The sequence below is a fragment of the Chelatococcus sp. CO-6 genome, assembly GCF_001271345.1.
GTDB classification, from domain to species: domain Bacteria; phylum Pseudomonadota; class Alphaproteobacteria; order Rhizobiales; family Beijerinckiaceae; genus Chelatococcus_A; species Chelatococcus_A caeni.
On the sequence record NZ_CP012398.1, the window covers coordinates 235,976 to 258,715 of the forward strand.

At 70.5% G+C, this 22,740-nt stretch carries 19 protein-coding genes and 1 riboswitch; of the genes, 12 read left to right on the forward strand and 7 right to left on the reverse strand.

Annotated elements, in window-relative coordinates; all coding sequences use genetic code 11:
- Window positions 1-73: 73 nt before the first annotated feature.
- The 4 genes from AL346_RS01285 (at window position 74) to AL346_RS01300 (ending at window position 8,220) form a co-directional block, all read left to right on the forward strand.
- Window positions 74-5,761, forward strand: a complete 5,688-nt coding sequence (locus AL346_RS01285) for a hypothetical protein (RefSeq protein ID WP_019403573.1) — start codon at window positions 74-76, stop codon at window positions 5,759-5,761.
- Window positions 5,762-5,951: 190 nt separating this feature from the next.
- On the forward strand, window positions 5,952-6,977 hold the full coding sequence (locus AL346_RS01290; protein WP_026015377.1) for a hypothetical protein: 1,026 nt from the start codon (window positions 5,952-5,954) through the stop codon (window positions 6,975-6,977).
- 200 nt (window positions 6,978-7,177) lie between these two features.
- On the forward strand, window positions 7,178-7,603 hold the full coding sequence (locus AL346_RS01295) for a GNAT family N-acetyltransferase (protein ID WP_019403571.1): 426 nt from the start codon (window positions 7,178-7,180) through the stop codon (window positions 7,601-7,603).
- A gap of 218 nt (window positions 7,604-7,821) precedes the next feature.
- A complete protein-coding gene (locus AL346_RS01300) occupies window positions 7,822-8,220 on the forward strand; it encodes a PRC-barrel domain-containing protein (RefSeq protein ID WP_019403570.1) in 399 nt (132 codons plus the stop codon).
- Between the two features lie 59 nt (window positions 8,221-8,279).
- Here the strand turns inward: AL346_RS01300 and AL346_RS01305 are convergent, their stop codons facing one another.
- From AL346_RS01305 to AL346_RS01320, 4 genes are read right to left on the reverse strand one after another with little or no spacing between them, the layout of a single operon-like run.
- Window positions 8,280-8,894, reverse strand: coding sequence for an ABC-type transport auxiliary lipoprotein family protein (locus tag AL346_RS01305; protein WP_026015376.1), 615 nt, complete (start codon window positions 8,892-8,894; stop codon window positions 8,280-8,282).
- A 1-nt stretch (window position 8,895) separates the two neighbouring features.
- Window positions 8,896-10,008, reverse strand: a complete 1,113-nt coding sequence (locus AL346_RS01310) for an MlaD family protein (protein WP_019403568.1) — start codon at window positions 10,006-10,008, stop codon at window positions 8,896-8,898.
- Window positions 10,009-10,027: 19 nt separating this feature from the next.
- Window positions 10,028-10,834, reverse strand: a complete 807-nt coding sequence (locus tag AL346_RS01315; RefSeq protein ID WP_019403567.1) for an ABC transporter ATP-binding protein — start codon at window positions 10,832-10,834, stop codon at window positions 10,028-10,030.
- A 1-nt stretch (window position 10,835) separates the two neighbouring features.
- Complete coding sequence (locus tag AL346_RS01320) at window positions 10,836-11,987, reverse strand: MlaE family lipid ABC transporter permease subunit (protein ID WP_019403566.1); 1,152 nt, start codon at window positions 11,985-11,987, stop codon at window positions 10,836-10,838.
- A gap of 171 nt (window positions 11,988-12,158) precedes the next feature.
- On the opposite strand from AL346_RS01320, the gene dgcA reads away from it, so the two are divergent.
- Window positions 12,159-13,154, forward strand: coding sequence for an N-acetyl-D-Glu racemase DgcA (gene dgcA / locus AL346_RS01325; protein WP_019403565.1), 996 nt, complete (start codon window positions 12,159-12,161; stop codon window positions 13,152-13,154).
- On the opposite strand, the gene AL346_RS01330 is transcribed toward dgcA, so the two are convergent.
- Complete coding sequence (locus AL346_RS01330) at window positions 13,106-14,290, reverse strand: MFS transporter (RefSeq protein WP_053193158.1); 1,185 nt, start codon at window positions 14,288-14,290, stop codon at window positions 13,106-13,108. The two genes, dgcA and AL346_RS01330, sit on opposite strands and share 49 nt — an antisense overlap.
- Window positions 14,291-14,454: 164 nt before the next feature.
- On the opposite strand from AL346_RS01330, the gene AL346_RS01335 reads away from it, so the two are divergent.
- On the forward strand, window positions 14,455-15,456 hold the full coding sequence (locus AL346_RS01335; protein WP_019400988.1) for a hypothetical protein: 1,002 nt from the start codon (window positions 14,455-14,457) through the stop codon (window positions 15,454-15,456).
- 8 nt (window positions 15,457-15,464) lie between these two features.
- Here the strand turns inward: AL346_RS01335 and AL346_RS01340 are convergent, their stop codons facing one another.
- Window positions 15,465-16,499 carry a glycosyltransferase family 1 protein gene (locus tag AL346_RS01340; RefSeq protein ID WP_026014926.1) on the reverse strand — a complete coding sequence of 345 codons (1,035 nt, stop codon included), beginning with the start codon at window positions 16,497-16,499 and terminating at the stop codon, window positions 15,465-15,467.
- Window positions 16,499-17,332: a UDP-2,3-diacylglucosamine diphosphatase gene (locus tag AL346_RS01345; RefSeq protein ID WP_050996488.1), complete on the reverse strand. Its 834-nt coding sequence runs from the start codon at window positions 17,330-17,332 to the stop codon at window positions 16,499-16,501. The genes AL346_RS01340 and AL346_RS01345 overlap by 1 nt, the downstream gene beginning before the upstream one ends.
- Before the next feature lie 173 nt (window positions 17,333-17,505).
- Between AL346_RS01345 and AL346_RS01350 the strand changes: the two genes are divergently transcribed.
- The 6 genes from AL346_RS01350 (at window position 17,506) to AL346_RS01375 (ending at window position 22,720) form a co-directional block, all read left to right on the forward strand.
- Window positions 17,506-18,435: a DMT family transporter gene (locus tag AL346_RS01350; RefSeq protein ID WP_019400991.1), complete on the forward strand. Its 930-nt coding sequence runs from the start codon at window positions 17,506-17,508 to the stop codon at window positions 18,433-18,435.
- 40 nt (window positions 18,436-18,475) lie between these two features.
- A riboswitch (TPP riboswitch) is annotated at window positions 18,476-18,582 on the forward strand.
- Window positions 18,583-18,612: 30 nt separating this feature from the next.
- Complete coding sequence (gene thiM, locus AL346_RS01355) at window positions 18,613-19,383, forward strand: hydroxyethylthiazole kinase (protein ID WP_026014928.1); 771 nt, start codon at window positions 18,613-18,615, stop codon at window positions 19,381-19,383.
- Window positions 19,380-20,054 (forward strand): thiamine phosphate synthase, encoded by a 675-nt coding sequence (thiE, locus tag AL346_RS01360; protein WP_019400993.1) that lies wholly within the window; start codon window positions 19,380-19,382, stop codon window positions 20,052-20,054. The genes thiM and thiE overlap by 4 nt, the downstream gene beginning before the upstream one ends.
- A 19-nt stretch (window positions 20,055-20,073) precedes the next feature.
- Complete coding sequence (gene thiD / locus AL346_RS01365; RefSeq protein WP_019400994.1) at window positions 20,074-20,877, forward strand: bifunctional hydroxymethylpyrimidine kinase/phosphomethylpyrimidine kinase; 804 nt, start codon at window positions 20,074-20,076, stop codon at window positions 20,875-20,877.
- 2 nt (window positions 20,878-20,879) lie between these two features.
- Complete coding sequence (locus AL346_RS01370; protein ID WP_019400995.1) at window positions 20,880-21,983, forward strand: TRAP transporter substrate-binding protein; 1,104 nt, start codon at window positions 20,880-20,882, stop codon at window positions 21,981-21,983.
- A gap of 119 nt (window positions 21,984-22,102) precedes the next feature.
- Window positions 22,103-22,720, forward strand: a complete 618-nt coding sequence (locus AL346_RS01375) for a helix-turn-helix domain-containing protein (RefSeq protein WP_053193160.1) — start codon at window positions 22,103-22,105, stop codon at window positions 22,718-22,720.
- Window positions 22,721-22,740: the final 20 nt, after the last annotated feature.

Consider the following 22,740-nt stretch of genomic DNA (forward strand, 5'->3'; position numbering starts at 1 on the left):
CGGACGCAGGCCGCCGTTGCCGGAACAGGCAGCGGCGGCGGACCCGTGGTGTGGCGTGAGTGAGGCGGCGATCATGGCCAAGGACAATCAGGCAAAAGACCCGACGGAAGCAGCCCTGTCGGCTATCGAGCAGGCGTTGAACCTGACGGCGCTCGACAGTCGGGCGGCGACGGCGCGCAAGCTGCCCGATCCGGCGGAGGAGCCGCGCCTGCCCGAGATCGACGAACAGGCCTTTTTCGCCTCCGTTACGGGTGCCCCGGCCGAGAAGCCGGCCGAAGGCACCCCCGAGATGCCCAAGGCGAGCCAGCTCTCGCCTGCCAAGCCGTCCCTCAAGATGCCGGCACCGAAGCCCGGCACCCGGGACACCGCGCCTGCCACGGACGATGGGAAGCCGATGAGCGCCCGCCCCGCCGAAAAAGCCGCCCCTGATTCAGCCGCCCGCCCGGCCGGCCAGAAGCCGGCCGGTGTCGTCGCGCCCGATCCCTCCCGCGTCGCCAACGACGACAAGGAGACGGTGGGGGCCCTTCTGCAGGCCCTGCAGGCCCGGCCCTCCTCCCGCGCCTACTGGCTCGCCCTCCTCGCCTCGCTCGTGTGGCTCGGCCTCACCGGGGCCGGCATCTGGCAGCGCTACAACCTCGGCGCCGTCGGCATCGATGGCGCCATCGGGGCCATCGGCGCCGTCGAGGGCGCCCTGCTCGCCCTGACGGTCTTCGGCCCCGTCGTGCTGTTCTTCGTCCTCGCGACGCTGCACACCCGCGCGCAGGAGATGCGCCTCGTCGCCCGCGCCATGACGGGCGTTGCCGTGCGCCTCGCCCAGCCCGAGAACCTGGCCGCCGATTCCGTCGTGAACCTCTCCCAGGCCGTGCGCCGCGAGGTGGCCGCGATGGGCGACGGCCTCGAGCGGGCGCTCGCCCGTGCCGGCGAGCTCGAGACGCTGGTGCGCACCGAGATTTCCACGCTGGAGCGCGCCTACGGCGACAACGAGATCCGCATCCGCTCGCTGCTCGACGAGCTCGTCGCCCAGCGCGAGGCCATCATCAGCAATGGCGAGCGGGTGAAGACCGCCATCTCCGGCGCGCACGAGCATTTCGCCCAGGAGCTCGAGGGTGCGAGCCGCGTCATCGCCGAGGCCGTCGCCTCCGCCGGCACGCGCGTGACCGAGCAGCTCGGCTCGAAGGGCGAGCAGATCACGCTCGCCCTCGGCCGCGCCGGCGACCGGATGATCGACGAGATCACCTCGCGCGGCGGCGACCTCGTCGAGCGCCTCGGCTCCACCAGCGACGCCGTCGGCGCCCGCCTCGCCAGCGCCAGCGCCGACGTCACCTCGACGCTCGACGGCAAGGCACGCGAGATCACCGAAGCCATCGAGCGCACCGGCCAGGTGCTCACCACAGGCCTCAACGAAGGCGCCGCCGATCTCACCCGCACCCTCGCCGAGACCGGCACGAGCGTCGCCGAGCAGATCGCCCAGCGCGCCATGGAGGTCAACGACACCCTGCGCTCCACGGGCGAGACGCTCAGCGTCGCCATCGGCGCCCGCGGCGAGGAGGTGACGCAGCGCATCGAGATCACCGGCCGCGAGATCGCCGACACCATCGCCTCGCGCGGCGAGGGCCTCGCCGTGCGCCTCGCCGAGACGGGCGAGCGCATCCACGAGGTCATCAACGTCAACGGCCGTTCCCTCGAGCAGACGCTCGCCGAAACGGGCGACCGCCTCGCCGGCCTCATCGAGGAACGCACCAGCACCGCCCGCACCGTCTTCTCGCAGAGCGCGACGGAGCTGGAGACGACCCTCACCAGCACCAGCGAGCGCATGGCCGCCCTCATCTCCGAGCGCGCCAACGCCGCCTGCAGCTTCTTCGAGGACGGCGCCCAGGCGCTGGAGATGACCCTCAACACGGCGGGCGAGCGGATCGCCGGCCTCGTCGAGGATCGCACCAGCGTCGCCCGCGAGCTGTTCGAGAACAGCACCCGCACGCTCGACGAGAGCCTGTCGACCACCGGCGAGCGCCTCGCGGCGCTGCTCGAGAGCCGCTCGGACGACGTGCGCCGCGCCTTCGAGACCGGCACGCAGGCCCTCGACCGCAGCCTCGCCAACACCGGCGAGCAGCTGTCCGGCCTGCTTGAGAGCCGCTCGGAAGCCATCCGCCTCGCCTTCGAGAACGGCACCCGCACCCTCGACGAAAGCCTGTCGAGCACGAGCGGGCACCTGTCGAGCCTGCTCGACAGCCGCTCCGAGAGCATCCGCCTTGCCTTCGAGAACGGCACGCGCGCGCTCGATGACAGCCTCTCCAGCACCGGCGAGCGCCTCGCCGACCTCCTCGAGACCCGCGCCGAGAACGTCCGCGCCGTCTTCGAGAACGGCACCCGCGGCATCGAGGAGAGCCTCGGGACGGTCGGCGACCGCCTCGCCTCGCTGGTCGAGGACCGCACCAACCTCGTGCGCACCGCCTTCGAGGACAGCGCCCGCTCGCTCGAGACCACGCTCTCGACCACCGGCACGCACATGGCCTCCCTGCTCGAGGAGCGCACCGCGAGCGCCCGCGTCACCTTCGAGGAGAGCGCGCGGACGCTCGCCGAGGAATTCGCCGGCCGCACCTCCGAGCTGCGCGACATGCTCGCCAGCCAGACGGACGAGACCCGCGCCCTCATGGCCGGCACCGGCAAGGACGTCGTGCTCGCCATTGCGACGCAGGCCTCGCGCGTCAACGAGGCCCTGGCGCGCAACGCCGAGGCCCTCGCCGAGACCATCGACACCCGCGGCCGCCTCGTCGACGAGAAGCTGGGCGAGCGCCTCGCCGCCTTCGAGAAGACGATGGAGACCGGCGGCGACAAGCTGGAGATGACGCTCTACGCCCGCCTGTCGGCCTTCGAGGAGACCATCGAGAACCGGGCCCTCAGCCTGGACAACACGCTCAACGCGCGCCTCTCGGCCTTCGAGAACGCCATCGAGAGCCGCGCGGTCAGCCTCGACAGCACGCTCGACACGCGCCTCTCCGCGTTCGAGAATGCCATCGAGAGCCGCACGTCGACCCTCGACGCGAGCCTGTCGGAGAAGCTCTCCAGCTTCGAGCGCACGGTGGATGCGCGCGCCGGCTCGCTCGACGAGACGCTGTCGGCCCGCCTCGGCTCCTTCCAGCAGCTCGTGGAGAGCGGCGCCCGCACGCTCGATGCCACCCTCGGCGCGCGCCTCGCGGCGCTCGAGGAGACCATCGAGCAGCGCGGCCACCGGCTCGACGCGGCGCTGTCCATGCGCCTCGCCGGCTTCGAGGATGTCATCGTCACCAAGGGCCAGGCGCTCGCCGAGCGCATCGCCAACGACACGTCGGGCTTCACGACGACCGTCACGGCCCGCCTCGCTGATGTCGAGAACCTGCTGACGACCCACGGCACCCAGCTTGCCGACGCGCTCGCCGAGCGCACCAAGGAGGCCGGCGACGTCATGGAAGCGCACATCGCGCGCTTCGAGGAACGTTCGGCCACCAAGAGCCAGGAGATCGCGAAGTCGCTCGACGGGCTCATCGTGCGCATCGACGACAATCTCGGCTCCCGCGCCAGTGCCCTCAACGACGCCCTCGTCGAGCGCACCAAGGAGATCGCCCGCGTCATGGCCGAGGGCGGCCGCGACGTCACCCAGGCGCTCGCCTCCAAGGTCGACGAGATCAGCGGCGTCATCTCGACGAAGAGCGCGCAGCTCACCGAGGTGCTCTCGGGCAAGGCGCAGGAGATCAACGAGACGCTGGGCGGCCGCGCCCTCGACATCGCGGCGACGCTCGACCAGCGCGTCGCCCGCTTCGAGGAGCGGGTCGTCGACCGGCTCGACACCGTCAGCGCCACGCTCGACGAGCGCGGCCAGGCGATCTCCGAGAACCTCGCCGCCCGCGCCGAGGCGATCAACGCCACCCTCGGCAACCGCGCCCAGGAGCTGGAGCGCCTCTTCGACGACAAGGGCCTCGGCCTCGTCGGCGCCATCGCCGACCGCGGCGAGAGCATCGCCCGCGAGGTCGCCTCGGTCGGCGAGGCGGTGGTGCGCACGCTGGAGACGCGCGGCCGCTCCATCGTCGATGCGGTGCAGGAGCGCTCGCAGGAGCTCACCGACCTGTTCGGCTCGTCGAGCGAATCGCTGCGCCGGGTCATCGAGGACGGCACCAGCCGCTCCATCGAGACGCTGATGTCCACCAACGACCGCCTGAAGGGCGAGCTGTCGGGCGTGCTCGACCGCCTGTCCGAGGCCAACCGCCTGCTGCAGCAGATGACGGCGAGCGCCAGCGCCAACCTCGCCCAGGTCGAGGACGGGCTGACGAGCCGCGTCGGCGAATTGCAGGAGGTGCTCGGCGCGGTGAAGGAGGAGACCGGCCGCGCGGCGGGCGACGTCGCCGCCCAGGTCGAGGCGCTGCGTGCCATCTCCGGCCAGACGCTGACGCAGGCCGCCGGCCTCGCCGAGAAGCTCGGCCAGCAGGGCCGGGCCGTCGCCGAGGTCACGAACGAGCACATCAAGGCCATCGCCGAGGCGACGCGTCTGCTCGAAGGCGTCGAATCCCGCGTGGGCGTCGCCCTTGACGAGCGCCGCCAGACGCTGGAGAACCTCGTCTCGGTTGTCGGCGAGCGGGCCGACGACATGGAATCGATCACCCGGTCCTTCAGCGCCCTCCTCTCGGAGACGCTGCAGGAGGCGGAGCGCAAGGCGCGCCAGATCGGCTCCGTGCTGGCCGAGAACGCCCAGTCGGCCACCCAGGCCATCGGCGAGCAGTTCGACCTCATCCGCACGACGACCGGCAAGGAGCGCGAGCGCACGGCGGCTGCCCTGCGCCAGGCCTACGAGCAGGTCATCGCCGAGATGAGCCAGGGGCTCAGCCAGGCCACCGAGCGCTTCCACTCCGTCGCCAACGACATGCGCGGCATGACGGCCCGCATCCACGAGGAGCTGGAGGCGACGCGCGGCGAGCTGAAGCGCGGCGTGATCGAGATGCCGCGCGAGACGCAGGAGACGACCGCCGCCATGCGCCGCGTCGTCGCCGACCAGATCAAGGCGCTCAACGAGCTGACCGAGATCGTCACCCGGTCGGGCCGCGCCGTCGACGTGGTGGAAGCGGCCCAGCCGCGTCGTCCGGCCCAAGCCGAGCGTTCGACTGCCGAGCGTTCGGCCGCCGAGCGTCCGGTTGCCGAGCGCCCGGCCGCCCCGGCGCCGCGGCCCCAGCCGGCACCGCAGGCTGCCCAGCCGGCTGCGGCTCCCGCCCCGCAACCGGCGCCGCGTGCACCCGCCCCTGCCCCGCAGCGCGAGGCCGCGCCGCAGCAGGCCGGCGGCCGCGGCTGGCTCTCGGATCTCCTCGTGCGCGCCTCGCGCGACGAGGGCGAGCCGGCGAAGCCCGCAGCCCCCGCCGCGCAGGCCGTGGCCGGCGCGCCCGCCAGCCAGCGCCGCACCATCGAGCTGCTCGATTCCATCTCGGTCGATATCGCCCGGATGATCGATCACGATGCGGCGGTGGAGCTGTGGGACCGCTACAAGCGCGGCGAGCGCAACGTCTTCACCCGCCGGCTCTATACGCTGCAGGGCCAGCAGACCTTCGAGGAGATCCGCCGCAAGTACCGTCAGGACGCGGAGTTCCGTGAGACGGTGGACCGCTACATCGACGAGTTCGAGCGCCTGCTCGCCGAGGTCTCGCGCCAGGACCGCGACTCGATGATGGCCAAGACCTACCTCACGTCGGAGACCGGCAAGGTCTACACCATGCTGGCGCACGCCACCGGCCGCTTCGACTGATCGCGGCCCGGCTCGGAAGAAAAAGGCGCGGCTCCGTCCGCGCCTTTTTCTTTCTTCCTCGCGGCGCGGAGCGCCGTCGTTCCGTGGGGGGCGTGCCGGTGATATTATCAAAAGCAGTCACGCAGCTGCGTGGATGCGGAGCGAAGGCGGTCAGCCGCACAGCCCGCCATTCTTTCGTGCGAGGCCGGCCATGGCATCTCAGCGCACGGACTACATGCCCATCGAAGAGTTCCGCAGGCGCGCCAACGAGCATGAGCTCGGCGGGTGGACGCCGATCCTGCCGAAGCCCGTCGTCCTCCTGACCCCGACCTTCGACCTGGACTTCGACAGGTTCGCAGCCAACGTCGCCTACGAGCTACGCCACTACATCGTCTACAGATCCGATGGCGGCTACTTTGCCCGCGGCCTCGTCCGCGCCACGCAGGAGCTGCAGGGTCTTCATGCCGAACTCAAGGGCGAGGGCTATCCCCCTGGCCAGAAGATCACCATCGCCGCCGCCCTCTACCGGCGCTCGCATCGCGAACCGACGAGCCGGTGGATGATGAGCATCAAGTTCGCCCGGGTGAGCATCACCGCGGACGAAGCGATGGCGATCACCGCCTCGCCGCAGGTCACGCTCCAGTCGGAGCGCAACCTGGCGGAGCGCATCCTCGACTTCGCGGCCCAGGCTGCGAACGAGCCGAGCTGGGCCGGAGACCGCAAGAAGCGCCTCGGAGACTGGGTGGACCTCGCCAGGAAGATCGGTTTTCCAGGCTTCCTCGACCTCTGGTACTACGACCGTGGCCTCGTCGCACTCTATGTCCAGGTCCAGTTCGAGAACGAGCGCGGGGAGATGACGGGACACCGCGACCCGCCCTTCGACGGCCATTACCGGGGGATGGACTGGCGCGTCTATCCCTTCCGCATGGCGATGGCCGAATGCAAGAAGAAGACCAGCGTCGACGACTGCTACGCCCATGTCGCCAACCAGCTGGCGCAGGCGGAGCGGGACATCTTCAGCCAGATCGACGACATCTACAGGACGCTCGCCAAGAGCGGGCCGGCCCAGACCCTGGATCCACGCCCCGGCTCGATCACCGGCTCGCCTGAAAGGCGCTTCCGCAGCCTCGCCCCGTTCCTCAAGGATCTGAAGAAGCGGCTCTATGATCCCAACACGCTGTACGGAGCCTTCACCAAGTACAGCCAGACCCAGCCGGGCTTCTGGGATCGCTATTGAATAGCGGCCACAGCGGGAAGCGCCACGCGTCCGGCAGGGGCCGGCCTTTTGCAGCGGTCGAGCAGCTGCTCCGCTCATGGAAGTTCACCCTTTGCATTTGCACGCGAGAGGGAGCAATTTTCCCGCGCCGGGATCCGCTGCGCAGTGGCGTCGGCCGGCCCGCGTCGCGACGACAGATCGAAGGACCCTGCTCGCCCGCCATGACCGCCTCTCGCCCCATCCTCTATGGCCGGGAAGACAGCCTCGACCGCGCCGAGTTCCGGCGGGTGCTGATCGAATCCGGCCTCGGCGCGATCCGCCCCGTCGACGATGAAGCGCGGCTGGAGGCGATGCTCTCCGGCGCCGATCTCATCGTCACGGCGCGCCGCGACGAGCCTGGCCGGCCGCTTCTCGGCGTCGCGCGCTGCGTCACCGATTTCAGCTGGTGCTGCTACCTGTCCGACCTCGCCGTGTCGCGTTCGGCCCAGGGCCTCGGCATCGGCAAGGGGCTTCTCGACGAAACCCGCCGCCTGATCGGCCCGCAGGTCAGCCTGATGCTCGCCTCGGTACCTGATGCGGTCGGTTTCTATGAACGCGCCGGCATGGCGCGCATCGCCGATGCCTTCTGGTATCGGCGGGAGCGGTAACAGCCGGGCTCGGGCTGTGCCGCGGAAAGACGGCTGGCACGAGCTTCGGGATACCGAACTCTTGAACATGGCTCAGGCGCTGACCGGCGCGCCCCTCGCGCCCCGCGGATGGCGATGCAGCGTCGATCGCCCCGCCCGGTCCGCGCCATCGTGCCCCGGCGCTGGAACAGAACGCCGAATTGTTGGTTGTTCTGCCCCAACCTGCGAGGGAGGCCAGCATGACCGACTACAGCTCCAGCTCCAGCTCCGGCGTCGCCACCGAGGAAACCAGCAGCCTCATCGCGGCGAGCAAGGTCGAAGGCACGGACGTCTACAACCGTCAGAGCGAGCATCTCGGCTCGATCTACGACGTCATGATCGACAAGCGCTCTGGCCAGGTCGCCTATGCGATCATGTCGTTCGGCGGCTTTCTCGGCATGGGCGAAAGCTACCATCCCCTGCCGTGGCGCGTCCTGACCTACGACACCGGCATGGGCGGCTACGTCGTCGATCTCGACAAGAGCCGGCTCGAAGGGGCGCCCAGCTACGGCGTCAACGATGAGCCGAATTGGCAGGATCGCGGCTACACCCGCAGCATCGACGATTATTACGGCGTGCCGCCGTATGGCGGGATCTGACGGCGGTTGCAGGAGCCGCACCTTGCGGCTCCTCTCTTCCTTGCCGAGTAGCACACCGGTCACACCCGTGCCGGTGACCAGCGCACGATCTGCAGCAGCACGGACGACAGCGCTTCGTCGAGCGCGCGCGCTGCTCCCGGCCCGGTGATGCCGGCGACCGGCACGCGCGCCGAGAAGATCTTGGCCGAGACCACGCGGCCGCTGACCGTCTCGATGAGGCGCGCCGAGATCTCGACCACCGCCTCGGACGAGGTGCTCGACACCTCGAAGCGGCGGATTTCGCTGCCGAGCGCGTAATTGGCGACGACGCCCTCGCCCGGGCGCGCCACGCGGCCGAGGCGGCTGCCGTTCTCGAAGGTCTGAATCAGGCGCGTCTGCACCAGCTTGGGCAGCCGGTCGGCCCATTGCACCCCGTCGAGCTGCGAGACGGCGCCGCCCTCACTCTTGACGATGATGGCGTTGCCGTCGAGCGTCTGCAGCGCCGCGGGCTCCGTCACGATGAGCTGGTCGCCGCCGATGCGGGCCGCCCCCGTCACCTCGCGCGGCGCCGAGAGATCGAAGGTCGCGGGCGCCGGGCCGGCGCAGCCGGCGAGGACGAGCGCCGCCGCGAACAGCGCGCAAGCGTCGGGGCGAACGGAGCCGCCGGAAGAAGCGGCAGACGATCTGCGGTTCATGTCAGCGACCACTGTAGGCTGGCAATCCCGGCTTGCTGCCGAAGATGAACTGCTGGGGGTTGCGCTCGACGCTGCGCAGGACGCGGTTGATCTCGTTGAGGGTCCGGCGCCCTTCGCTCGCCAGCGCCTCGTAATCGCGCAGGCCGGGGCCGGTGAAGCGGTTGATGCCGGTCGTGATCTCGGCCGTGCGCTTGTCGAGGTTGTCGGCCAGCACGCGGATGGAACGGGCGGCCTCCGCCACCTCCTCGAAGGCGCCCTTGCCCTCCGGCGAGGAGAGGAAGCCTTCCGCCGCCTTCAGGACGCCGTCGACACGGTCCGCCGCGACGTCGAGCTTCTTCGAGATCGAGGCGATGTCCTTCAGCGTCGACTCGATGTCGCCGCTCGAATCGCCGAGCGCCGCGGTGAAGCGGTCGACGTTGTCGACGATGCGCGTGACGCGGTCCGGCGGCACCGCCTTCACCACCTCGTCGAGATTTGCCGCGAGCGTGTCCAGCCGCTTCGACAGGTCGGCGGCGTTGCTGAGGAGCCGCTCGAGGCCGGGAGCGTTGTCGGCGAGGGCGCTGGAGAACCGCTCGACGTTCTGCACCGTGCGGGTGATCGGATCCTCGGCCTGGCCGACGATGCGGTCGAACTTGGTCAGCACATCGTCCGCCTTGCCCGCGAGCCGCTGCGCCGTCTCCAAGAGGTCCTGGAAATCCGAGCGGTCGGCGAAGATGGTCGGCAGCGGCTGGCCGGGGCCCGCCTCCAGCGGCGGCGCGGCGGGATCGCCGCCGGTGAGCTGGATGTTGGCGACGCCGGTCAGGCCCTGGTATTCGAGCCTCGCCTTCGTATCGGTATTGATCGGCGTCGTGCGGTCGACGTCGACGCGCGCGACCACGCGGCGCGGGTCCTCGGGCAGTAGTTCGATGGTCGACACCTCGCCGACCCTGAGGCCGTTGAACAGCACGAGGGAGCCGCGCGACAGGCCGGAGACGGAGCCCGAGAAGACGATGCGGTAGCCCACGCGGTTGGCGCGCACGTCCGCCCCGGCGAACCAGTAGACGAACAGGAAGGCGCCGGCGATGACCACCAGCGTGAACAATCCGATCAGAGCGTAATTGGCCCGTGTCTCCATACCGCCTGTCGTCTCTTTCTCACTCGGCCATCACGGCCCGGGCTCTCTTGCCGTGGAAATAGGCCTTCACCCAGGGGTGATCCGAGGCCAGCATATCCTCGATCGTTCCCGATGCGATGATTCGCCCCTCCCCGAGCGCCGCGATACGGTCGCAGACCGAATGGAGGCTGTCGAGGTCGTGGGTTACCATGAAAACCGTGAGCCCCAAAGTCTTCTGCAGGGTGGCGATGAGGTCGTCGAAGTCGCCCGCCCCGATAGGGTCGAGGCCTGACGTCGGTTCGTCGAGGAACACAATTTCGGGATCGAGGGCGAGCGCGCGGGCGAGCGCGGCACGCTTGATCATGCCGCCCGACAGGTCGGAGGGATATTTGTCCGCCGCGTCGGGGCTAAGGCCCACCATCTCGATCTTGAGCATGGCGAGTTCCTCGAGCAGCCGGTCCGACATGTCGAGGTACTCGCGCATCGGCACCTGCACGTTCTGCTTCACCGTCAGCGAGGAGAACAGCGCCCCGTGCTGGAACAGCACGCCCCAGCGCCGCTCGATGGCCCTGCGCGAAGCCGGATTGAGGCCGTCGAGATCCTCGCCGAAGACCTCGATGGTGCCGGCCCGCTTCGGCACGAGGCCGAGGATCGCGCGCGTCAGCACCGACTTGCCGGTGCCCGAAGCGCCGACGAAGCCGAGGATCTCGCCGCGATAGACGTCGAGATCGAGCCCCTTCATGATCGTCTTCTCGCCGAAGCCGACCTCGAGCCCGCGGACGCGGATGACGACCTCGCGCTCGCGCTCGTCGGCGGTTCTGGCGGGGGCTTGGGGCGTGTCGTCCATGTCAGTAATCGATGGCCGCGAAGAACATGGCGAAGAGACCGTCGACCACGATCACCATGAAGATGGCCTTCACCACCGATGAAGTCACCTGCCGGCCGAGCGACTCCGCCGAGCCCTGCACGGCAAGCCCCTCGAGCGAGGCGATGAGGCCGATGACGAGGGCCATGAACGGCGCCTTGATCAGGCCGACGAGGAAGGTGGAGAGCGCGATCGCCCCCTGCAGGCGGGCGAGGAAGATCTCCGGGCTGATGCCGCCATAGACCCAGGCGACGAGCCCGCCGCCGAGCAGCGCCGACATCATCGACAGAAAGGTCAGCAGCGGCAGCCCGATGATGAGCGCCAGCACGCGCGGCACGATCAGCACCTGCACGGGGTCGAGCCCCATCACGCGCAGCGCGTCCACCTCCTCGCGCATCTTCATCGAGCCGATCTCGGCCGTGAACGCGCTGCCCGAGCGGCCGGCGATCATGATCGAGGTGAGGAGTACCGCGAGTTCGCGCAGGATGAGGATGCCGACGAGGTCGACCACGAAGGGCGTCGCGCCGAAGCGCTGCAGCTGGAAGATGCCCTGCTGCGCTACGATGGCGCCGACGAGGAACGAGATGAGCGCGATGATGGGCACGCCGCGGAAGGCGATGTGCTCGAGTTGGTGCACAAGGGCCGGAAAGCGGAAGCGGCGGGGGTTGAGCAGCACCCCGATGAGCGCCGCCACCACCTCGCCGAGGAAGCTGACGCCGCGCATGAAGTCCTTGCCCACCTCGACGACCGTGCGGCCGACGTCGACCAGGAAGTCGACGATGCGCGAGCTCTTCCTGCGGGTCGGCTCCTGGAAGCCGCGGTAGGCGATCTCGTCGAGCAGCGTCTGATGCTCCGGGCGGGCGCCGACGAAATCGGCCCGCTGGCCCCGGTCGCCCAGCTCGTGCCGCGTCCGGTCGAGCACCCAGGCGCCCAGCGTGTCGAGCCGCTCGATCCCCGAAATGTCGATGCGCACGCTGCCGCCGCCGCGGGCCTCCTCCAGAAGCATCGCGGCGAGCCGCTCCACCTCGGCGGCATGCGGCGCCGTCCAGCGTCCGGACACGACGAAGCGCATATCGCCGCCGCGCTCGTCGACGGCGATCGCCGGTCCGGAATTCATCGCCTCGATGCCTGCCATGCCTCGCCCAGGGTGCGCTCCCCGTCGAATCCAGGCACCGTGATAACGCGCCGGAACCGTGACTGTCGACAAAAGCGCCGCGGAATTCCTGCCCGGCGGCCATTGCGCGTGCCTTGCGCCGGCGGTTGTGGCTTTATCGCAACCCTGCCGTGTCCTCGCCGGGAAGAAGAAATGTCCACGACCGACCGCAAGCTCTCCGTCACGATCGAGCGTTTTCCCATCGCCGGCGTCTTCTCGATCGCCCGCGGCAGCCGCACGGAGGCGGTCGTCGTCACTGCCGCCATCACCGAGGCGCGTCTCACCGGGCGCGGCGAATGCGTGCCCTATGCCCGCTATGGCGAGACCGTCGAGGGCGTCGCCGCCGCCATCGAGGCGCTCGCCCCGGCGATCGCCGCCGGTCTCGACCGCGATGCCCTGCAGGAGGCGATGCCGGCGGGCGCCGCCCGCAACGCGCTCGACTGCGCCCTGTGGGACCTCGAGGCCAAGCGTGCCGGCGTGCCCGCCCACGTCCTCGCCGGCATCGACCGCCTCGGCAAGGCGACGACGGCCTATACCATCAGCCTCGCCGAGCCGGCGGCGATGGCCGAGGCGGCGCGTGCGGCACGGGAGCGCGCCATCCTCAAGATCAAGCTCGGCAAGCCGGAGGACGACATCCGGCGTCTCGAAGCCGTGCGCGCCGCCGCGCCCGATGCGACGCTCATCGTGGACGCCAACGAGGGCTGGCGGCCCCACCTGCTGGCGGACCTGATGCAGGCCTCAGCCGACAACGGCGTCGCCCTCGTCGAGCAACCGTTGCCGGCAGGCGAAGACGCCGTGCTCGCAGATATCGCCCGCCCCGTGCCGGTCTGCGCCGACGAGAGCCTGCACACCCGGGCGGACCTGCCGAGGCTCAGGCCGCTCTACGATGCGGTCAACATCAAGCTCGACAAGACGGGCGGATTGACCGAGGCCCTCAGGCTCACCGCCGAGGCCGAGGCGCAGGGCTTCGCCATCATGGTCGGCTGCATGGTGGGCACGTCGCTCGCCATGGCTCCGGCGATGCTGCTGACGCCGCGCGCCCGCTTCGTCGATCTCGACGGGCCGCTGCTGCTGGCGCGCGACCGGCCGCACGGCCTCGCCTACGACGGCAGCACGGTCTCGCCGCCCTCCTCCCTGCTCTGGGGCTGAGAAATCCGCCGCGCGGCGAGGAGGGCGAGCAGCATGCCGAGCGCGCCGAGCCCCGCCATGGCAAAGTAGCCGCCGGCGCCGAAAGCGCCGTAGAGCGGACCGGTCGCCATGGTCGCCGCGGCCATGGCGCCGGCGTTGCAGGCCGTCAGGATGCCCTGCCAGCGCGCCCGCGCGCCGCGCGGCGCGAGCCCGGTGATGGCGGCGATGGTGCCGAGATGCGTGGCGCCGAAGCTGAGGCCGTGCAGAAGCTGCAGCGCCAGCGTCCCGGCGAAGCCGGGATCGAGCCCCATCAGCGCGAAGCGGACGAGCGCCGCCCCGCCGCCGAGGGCGACGCAGGCGAGCCCCCGCCCCACCGTGCCGACGAACGGCCCGAGGCGCGCGAAGAGAACGATCTCGGCGAGGACGCCGAGCGACCACAACAGGCCGATGGCATTGCCCGAAAGCCCCTGCCCGCGCCAGTGCAGGGTGCCGAAGGCGTAGATCATGGCGTGGCTCGCCTGCACGCTGGCCGCGGCCATGACGAGGGTCAGCAGCGCCCCGCGCTGCCGGCGCACCGCATGAGCAATGGCGGGCGAGGTGTCGACCGGCAACTCCCGCTCGCCCCTCGGCGCGGCGAGCGCCGCCACGGCCCCGAGGCCCGCCACCGCCGCCAGCAGCCAGACGAAGGCATCCGCCTTGAGGACCGTGAGCAGGCCCCCGCCGACGAGATTGGTGACGAGGAAGGCGACCGAGCCCCAGAGCCGGATGCCGCCGTAGCTCAGCCGCGGCCGCCCGTGCAGGTAGGCCGTAGTGGTGACGTCGGTCAGCGGGATGAGCGGCGCCATGCACAAGCCGACGAAGACCATCACGGCCATGATGCCGGCAGGCCCGCCGGTCTCAGCCAGCAAGGCGTAGGCAGCGAGGAGGCCGGCGTTTACAATGGCGAGCAGCACGCCGGCCGGCAGGTGCCGGTCGGCCAGCCCGGTGATGAAGGGCGTCGCGAGGATGCGCACCACCATCGGGATGGCGAGGACGAGACCGATGGCTGCCGCATCGAGCCCGCGGCTTTCGAGCCAGACGGGGAAGAACGGCAGATAGAGGCCGGTGCCGACGAAGATGACGGCATTGAGCAGGCACAGGCGAACGAGGCCATCCATCGGAAGGCTCCCCGCGCCGGCACCCGGCGCGTCGAACGGCGAATCGCGGCATCGGCCGCAATCGAGCCGTAAGGGATCGTTCAGATGCTTGCACTAGCCTGTCGCCCGTCGTCGCTGCGCTGAGCGGCGGCGCTGCGTGAGTGAAACGAGTACGGACGGGCCGCATGACCGAAAGCGACAAGCCGCTCGACGATGCGAGCTACGAGGCCATCGAGGCCGCGGTGATGGAGAGCGAGCGCGGGCGCTGGTTCCTCAACGAGTTCGCGCGCCGCAACCGCAACAGCGACACGCTGTCCGTGCTGCGGGCGATCGAGAAGATGCAGGGCGCCATCCCCGGGCGCTCGCCCCGGCTCGTCTATCTCGAATCCGAGATCGCGGATGTCGCCGCGCTCGTCGCGGCCGGGCAGGCCGCGATCGCGGCCACCCGGCGGGACGATCCCCTGCCTGAGGCGGACGAGAGCACCGATCCCGTGCTGCGCACGGCCCGCGCCGCCGCCGACGGCATGGCGAACGCCACCGAGCAGATCCAGGACCTCGCCTGGGCGCTGCGCGAGCGTGGCGCCGAGGAGGCGCTGTGCACCGCGCTGGAGAAGCATGCCGGCGACCTGCACACCCTCGGCCTGATGCAGGACATCACCGTGCGCCGCCTCGGCCAGGCGCTCGCGCTCCTCGCCAGTGTCGAGCATCGCCTGCGCGGCCTCGCCCCGCGCGAGGAAGCGCCCCGCGCCGGACGCGACAAGCCCGACGTCGTCGTGAGCCTTCCCGGTGGAAGCGACAACGGCCTGCGTCGCCGGCGCACCGACGCGCCCGCCCCCGCCGCCACGCCGGAGAGGACCTCGGACACACGCCCGAACGATGCAGCGAGCCATCCGGCTCAACCGGCGCAGGAGGCGTCGCCGTCGGACGAGCCGCCCGTCGCGCGGGCCGCGCCGGGCCTCGGAGAGGTGCAGCCCGCACGGGTGCGGCGCTATGCCGGCAATGTCGTCTTCGTCGATCCCGGCAACACGCGCCGCGGCAGCGCGGCGCTTGCCCGGGACGAGGCGCCACGGCCTGTTCCGCAGCGGCAGGACGCCGCCCAGAAGAGCGACGAGCCGCGCTTCGAGCCGTCGGTGCTCGCCGCCTTCGACGCCCTGAGCTGGCAGGAGAAGCTGCGTCGCTTCACCTGAGCGTGTAATCAGGCAGCGAGCAGCACGCCGCCCGCCGAGGCGTTCGCCCGCACGATGTTGTCGAAGAACTGGCCCGCGCTCGCCTGCCAGCTGTAGGTGAGCGCCAGATCGCGGCAGAGCCCGCGGTCGATGTCGAGCGCCGCGAGCGCCGCGTTGCGCAGGTCCATGTCGAGGACGCCGCAGCCGGTGCCGCCCACGACATCGAGCGGGCCGGTGACGGGGAAGGCCGCGACGGGCAGCCCGCTCGCGAGCGCCTCCAGAAGCACGATGCCGAAGGTATCCGTCAGGCTCGGGAAGACGAAGACGTCGCTCGCCGCATAGACCTCCGCCAGCTTCTCGCCCGTCAGCGTGCCGAGGAAGCGCGCCTGCGGGAAGCTCTGCTGTAGGCGCGCGCGCGCCGGCCCGTCGCCCACCACCACCTTCGTGCCCGGCAGGTCGAGCTTGAGGAAGGCCTCGATGTTCTTCTCCACCGCGACGCGGCCGACATAGAGGAAGACGGGCCCGGGCACGCCGAGCGCGCCGCGCATGTCCGCGCGCGGGCGGAAGAGGTCGGCATCGACACCGCGCGACCAGCGCATGATATTGGCGAAGCCGCGCGCGCCGAGCTCCCGCTCGAGCGTCGGCGTGCTCACCATGACGCCCGCGCCGGCATTGTGGAAGCGGCGCAGGGCGGCATAGCTCCAGCGCTCGGGGACCGGCAGGCGCGCCGCCAGATACTCCGGAAAACGCGTATGGTAGCTCGTCGTGAAGCCGCGCCCCTCGGCGAGGCAGACGCGCCGCATGGCGAGCCCGATCGGCCCCTCCGTCGCGATATGGACGAAGTCCGGTTTCAGCTCGGCGAGCATGCGGCGCAGCCGGCGGGTGCCGGCGAGCGCGAGGCGGATTTCGCCGTAGGACGGCAGGGGCACGGTCGTGAAGGCGTCGGGCGTGACGAAATGCACGTCCGCCCCGAGCGAGCAGGCATGGGCCGCCACGTTCTCCAGGGAGCGCACCACGCCGTTGACCTGCGGGCGCCAGGCGTCGCTGGCGATGACGACGCGCATCATGCCGCCACCCTCGCCGCCTTCGCGGTGCGCGGGGGCTGCTCGGTAACCGGTTCGCCCGCCATGGCGGCGCGCTGCGGCATCCGTCCGGACCAGTTGAGGATCTCGAGGCTTCCGTCGTAATGCTCGACGAGCGCGGTGCAGGATTCCACCCAATCGCCGGTGTTCACGTAGCGCACGCCGAAATCGTCGTGCATCGCGGCGTGGTGGATGTGGCCGCAGATGACCCCGTCCACCTCGTGCCGCCGCGCTTCGGAAGCGAGCAGTTCCTCGAAGCGGCCGATGTAGTTCACGGCGTTCTTGACCTTGAGCTTGGCCCAGGCCGATAGCGACCAGTAGGTCAGGCCGAGCCGCCGCCTGACGACGTTGAGATAGGTGTTGATCGTCAGCGCCGCCCCGTAGGCCCAGTCGCCGAGAAGCGCGAGCCACTTGGCGTGGCGTACCACGAGGTCGAAGTGATCGCCGTGGATGACGAGATAGCGCTTGCCGTCCGCGGTCTCGTGGATGGCGTGCTCGACGATGTCGATGCCGCCGAAATTGCTGCCCACATAGTCGCGCAGGAACTCGTCGTGGTTGCCGGGCACATAGATGAGGCGCGCGCCCTTGCGCACCTTGCGTAGCAGCTTCTGCACCACGTCGTTGTGGGCCTGCGGCCAGTACCAGCCCGACTTCAGCCGCCAGCCGTCGATGATGTCGCCGACGAGGAAGACCGTGTCGGCATCATAGTGGCGCAGGAAATCGATCAGCAGCTCCGCCTGGCAGCCCTTGGTGCCGAGGTGGACGTCCGAGATGAACAAGGTCCGGACGCGGACAGCGTCGCTTTCTTGGGACACGGGGCAGATCCGTCCGTCTGATCGCGTTGGCCCTAAAGAGCCGATTCACATCTCACTTTGATGACGCGCCCTGTTCCCGTGCCCCCTGCGCATGACAGGCTTGCCCCGGACGGCCTTGGGCAAGCCCCTGTTTCGTGGTTTGGTTACACCTGCATCCAAGGCGGCAGACAGTCGTGAATCCCCTCCTAGGTATCGGCCTCAAGGTCCTCTCGGCGCTTTCGTTCACCCTGATGTCCGCTGGCATCAAGATCGTCAGCACAGAGTTTCCGACCGGGGAGCTCGTCTTCTTCCGCTCCGCCTTCGCGCTGGTGCCGCTCCTCCTGTGGCTCGGCTGGCGCGGCGAGCTGATCGACGCGGTGCGCACGAAGAACATCCTCGGCCATGCCCGCCGCGGCGTCATCGGCTCCACGGGCATGTTCTGCGGCTTCTTCGCCCTGTCGTTCCTGCCCCTGCCCGATGCCATCTCGATCGGCTACACGGCCCCGCTCATCGTCGTCATCCTCGCGGCACTCGTGCTGAAGGAAACGGTGCGGGTCTACCGCTGGACGGCGGTCGCCGTCGGCTTCGTCGGCGTCCTCATCATGCTCGCCCCACATTTCCAGTCGAGCGTGCTCGTCAACGGCTTCGGCGATGGCGCGGCCATCGGTGCCGTCTTCGCGCTGGTCGGGGCCTGCTGCGCGGCGGGGGCGACGGTGGAGGTGCGCCGGCTCATCAGCACGGAGAAGACCGGCGCGGTCGTCTTCTACTTCTCCATGCTGACGACGCTGCTCGGCCTGTCCACCATCGTGCTCGGCTGGAATGCCCCGACCTTCACCGAGTTCTGCATCCTCGTCGGCATCGGCATCCTCGGCGGCCTCGGGCAGATCCTGCTGACGCAGAGCTACCGCTATGCCGACGCCTCGCTGGTCGCCCCGTTCGAATACACGACGATGATCTGGGCCATCCTCATCGGCTGGTTCGTCTTCGGCGAACTGCCGGTGCCGGCCGTCATCGCCGGCTCGTCCATCGTCATGGGCTCCGGCCTCTTCGTCATCTGGCGCGAGCATCGCCTCGGCCTCGAGCGCCGCCGCGCCAACGCCGCGGCCCCGCCGCGCGCCACCTGAGCCGCGCTTGCATTGCGCGGTGAGCCGCCTTAAAGCCACACTGATCTCCTTGGGGTGCCCATAAGGCCGGGCTGAGAGGCGCAACGCGTCAACCCACCGAACCTGAACCGGGTCGTGCCGGCGGAGGAATGCGAGATGCGAAACGACGGGCCCCCGCCCGGGCGGACGGACAGGACCATGCGATCCGGCGATTTCTCCGCCCACGTCGCCCACGAGATCCTCGTGCGGCTGCGCGAGCGGCAGCCCCGCGTCCACGCCATCACCAACGCGGTGGCAAAGAACTTCACCGCCAACATGCTGCTCGCAGCCGGTGCCGTCCCGTCGATGACCGTCGTCGCCGACGAGGTCGCCGACTTCACGCGCCGCGCCGATGCGCTGCTCGTCAACCTCGGCACCCTCGATACGGAGCGCCGCGCCGCCATCCCGCTCGCCATCGCGGCGGCCGAGGACGCGGCCCTGCCCTGGCTGCTCGACCCGGTCTTCGTCGACGCCTCGCCCCGTCGCCTCGCCATCGCCCAGCAGCTTCTCGCCCGCAAGCCGAAGGTGCTGCGCGCGAACGCCTCCGAGTTCGAGGCCCTGGCGCGCCGGCCCGCGGACCGCAAGGGCGCCATGGATCTTGCCCGCGAGCGCGGCTGCATCGTCGCCCTGACCGGGCCGACGGACATCGTGACCGACGGCCGGCGCTCGATCACCATCGCCAACGGACATCGGCTCATGGCCCGGGTCACGGCCATGGGCTGCGCGGCCACCGCCGTGGTCGCCGCCTGCCTCGCCGTGAGCGACGATGCGCTTCTCGCCACGGCCTCGGGACTCGCCATCATGGGCATCGCCGGCGAGGTCGCCGGCGAGAAGGCCGGCGGGCCCGGCACCTTCCCGCCCCTGCTGCTCGACGCGCTCGACACGCTGGACGACGCAGCCATCGCCGCCCGGCTGAGGTGCGAGCAATGAAGGTCGACCTCAGGCTCTATGCCATCCTCGATCCGGAGCGCACGCGCGGCCGGGACCTGGCCGACCTCGCCCGTGCGGCGGCCGCGGGCGGCGCAACCCTCGTCCAGTACCGCGACAAGCACGCCGGCACGCGCGACCTCGTCGCCCGCACCCGCGCGATCGGGGCGGCCCTCGCGGGCACCGGCGTGCCGCTCCTCGTCAACGACCGGGTCGACGTCGCGCTCGCCGCCGGCGCGGACGGCGTCCATGTCGGCCAGGACGACATGCAGGCCGAGGACGCCCGCCGCCTGCTCGGTCCGCAGGCCATCGTCGGCGTCACGCTGAAGGCGCCGGCACATGTCGCGGAGCTCGCCACCCTGCCGGTCGACTACGGCTGCATCGGCGGGGTCTTCGCCACCAGGAGCAAGGACAATCCCGATCCGCCGGTCGGCCTCGCCGGTCTCGCGCGGCTCGTCGACAGCGCCCGCGGAGCACGGCCCGGCCTGCCCGTCGGCGCGATCGCCGGCATCGATGCGACCAACGCCGCCGCCGTCATCGGCGCGGGCGCCGACGGCATCGCCGTGATCTCGGCCGTCTTCATGGCGGAGGACGTGGAGGCGGCGGCGCGCAACCTGCGCAGCATCGTCGACGGGGCGCTTGCGGCTCGCGGCGCGACCGACGCCGGACGCTGAGGGAAGGAAACACGGAACCATGGCAGCGATCGCTGTGACCATCGCCGGCTCCGATTCGAGCGGCGGCGCCGGCATTCAGGCCGATCTCAAGACCTTCTCGGCGCTCGGGGTCTATGGCGCCAGCGTGATCACGGCGCTGACGGCGCAGAACACGCTCGGCGTGCAGGCGATCCACGACGTGCCCGCCGCCTTCGTGGCGCAGCAGATCGATTCGGTTTTCTCCGACCTTTTCGTGCGCGCGGTGAAGATCGGCATGCTGTCGCAGCCCGACGTCATCGCCGCCGTCGCCGAGGGGCTCGACCGCCACGGCGCGACGCGCATCGTCGTCGATCCCGTCATGGTGGCGACGAGCGGTGACCGGCTGCTGGCGCCGGCCGCCGTCGACAACCTGCGCAGCCTGCTGCTGCCCCGTGCCCTCCTCGTCACGCCCAACCTGCCCGAGGCAGCCGCGCTCGTCGACATGCCGGTGCCGCACGACGAGGCGGCGATGCGGGCCGTGGGCGAGCGCATCCTGGCGCTCGGCCCGAAGGCCGTACTCGTCAAGGGCGGCCACGGCTACGGCGCCGACAGCACCGACCTTCTCGTCACGCCCGATGGTGTGCACCGCTTCTCGGCACCGCGCGTGGCGACCAAGAACACGCACGGCACCGGCTGCACCCTCTCCTCCGCCATCGCCGCCCAGCTCGCCCGCGGCGCGACGCTCGAAGAAGCGGTGGCCGGCGGCAAGGCCTATGTCAGCGCGGCGATCGCGGCGAGCGAGCGGCTCGCCATCGGCGCCGGCCACGGCCCCGTCCACCACTTCCACCAGTGGTGGGGCGACTGAACATGAGCAAGGACAAGGGCAACGCCATGCGGACCAACCGCCGCCGGCTCCTCGCCGGCAGCGGCCTTATGGCCGTCGGCATCCTGTCGGCCCCAGCCGTCGTGCGGGCCGAGACACGCCGGCGCTGGCGCATGGCCACCTCCTGGCCGCGCAACCTGCCCGGCCCCGGCATCTCGGCCCAGCGCCTCGCCGACCGCATCGGCGCCGCCAGCGGCGGGCGCCTCGTGATCGATGTCTTCGCCGCCGGCGAGATCGTGCCCGCCTTCGAGGTCTTCGACGCGGTGGCGGGCGGCGTGGTGGAGATGGCCCACACGGCCGCCTTCTACTGGCAGGGCAAGATGCCGGCTGCCGTCTTCTTCACCAGCGTGCCCTTCGGCCTCGGGCCGATCGAGCATCTGGCCTGGATCGAGATCGGCGGCGGCCAGGCGCTGTGGGACGAGCTCTATGCGCCTTCCGGCGTGCGCGCCTTCCTCGCGGGCAACACCGGCCCCTCGATGGGCGGCTGGTTCCGCAGGGCGATCGACAGCCCCGACGACCTCAACGGCCTGCGCATCCGCGTCCAGGGCCTCGGCGGCGATGTCTTCCGCCGCCTCGGCGCGACGCCCGTGACGCTGCCGCCCGGCGAGATCGCGACCAGCCTGTCGACCGGGGCCATCGATGCGGTGGAATTCCTCGCCCCGTCGAGCGACCTTGCCCTCGGGCTGCACCGGGCCACGCAGCTCTATTACGCGCCGGGCTTCAACAAGCCGAACGGCGCCGGCGAATGCCTCGTCTCGCTCAAGGCGTGGAACGACCTGCCCGACGATCTGCGCGCCATCGTCCGCGACGCCTGCCGCGCCGAACATGCCGAGGCCCTGGCCGACGCCGCGCGCCTCAACGGCGAGGCGCTCAAGGTGCTCGTCGAGCGGCACGGCGTGCGCACGCCGCTGTTCCCCAAGCCGGTGCTCGATGCAGCGCGCGATGCGACCGGCGACATCCTCGCGAGCATCGCCGCGACGAGCCCGCTCGCCGGCAGGATCGCCCAGAGCTACGCCGCCGCGCAGGAAGGCGGCCGCGCCTGGGCCGGCCTTGCCGCCGGCATGGCAGCAGCACTCGCGACGCACTGATCACCCACACGTTGACGGCCCGGATGCAGTCGGCGCTTGATCCGCCGCCTCCGGTCGGCCACATTGCGTCCGACCTTTCAAACATCCGTCCGCTTTAGCGGAACGCAAGGACCTGTCGCATGGCCGTCGAAGGCAAGGATCGCAGCAAGGCTCTGGAGGCTGGCGCCCAGATACTCTCGGGCCAGCTCGGCAAGACGGTGCAGCGCCTGCGCAAGGCCTACAACCTGTCGCTGTCGGAGCTCGCCGAGCAGTCCGGCGTCGCCAAGTCGATCATCAGCCAGATCGAGCGCAACGAGACCAACCCGACGCTCGCCACCATCTGGCGCTTGAGCCAGGCGCTCGACATCTCCATCGACCGCGTGCTGTCGAGCGCCGACGACGAGCCCTTCATCCAGAAGTCCTCCCGCGCCGACACGCCCATCCTCGTCTCCGACGACGGCAAGATGCGGCTCGCCATCATCGGCTGGATCAAGACGGTGGAATGGCTGCAGTGGTACGACGTGCAGGCGGAGCCCGGCGCCGTTCTCGACTCGGACAGCCACCAGCGCGGCTCCGTCGAGTGCCTGTCCGTGCTCGAGGGCGAGTTCGAGGTCGAGGTTGGCGGCGTGGTGCAGCAGGCGAGGACCGGAGAGAGCCTGCGCTACCGCTGCGACCGGCCGCATACCGTGCGCTGCATCGGCAACGCCCCCGGCCGTGCGGTGATGGTCTGTATCCTCAAGGCCGCGGTGATGGACTGAGGGCGGGCGCACCCCGCCCG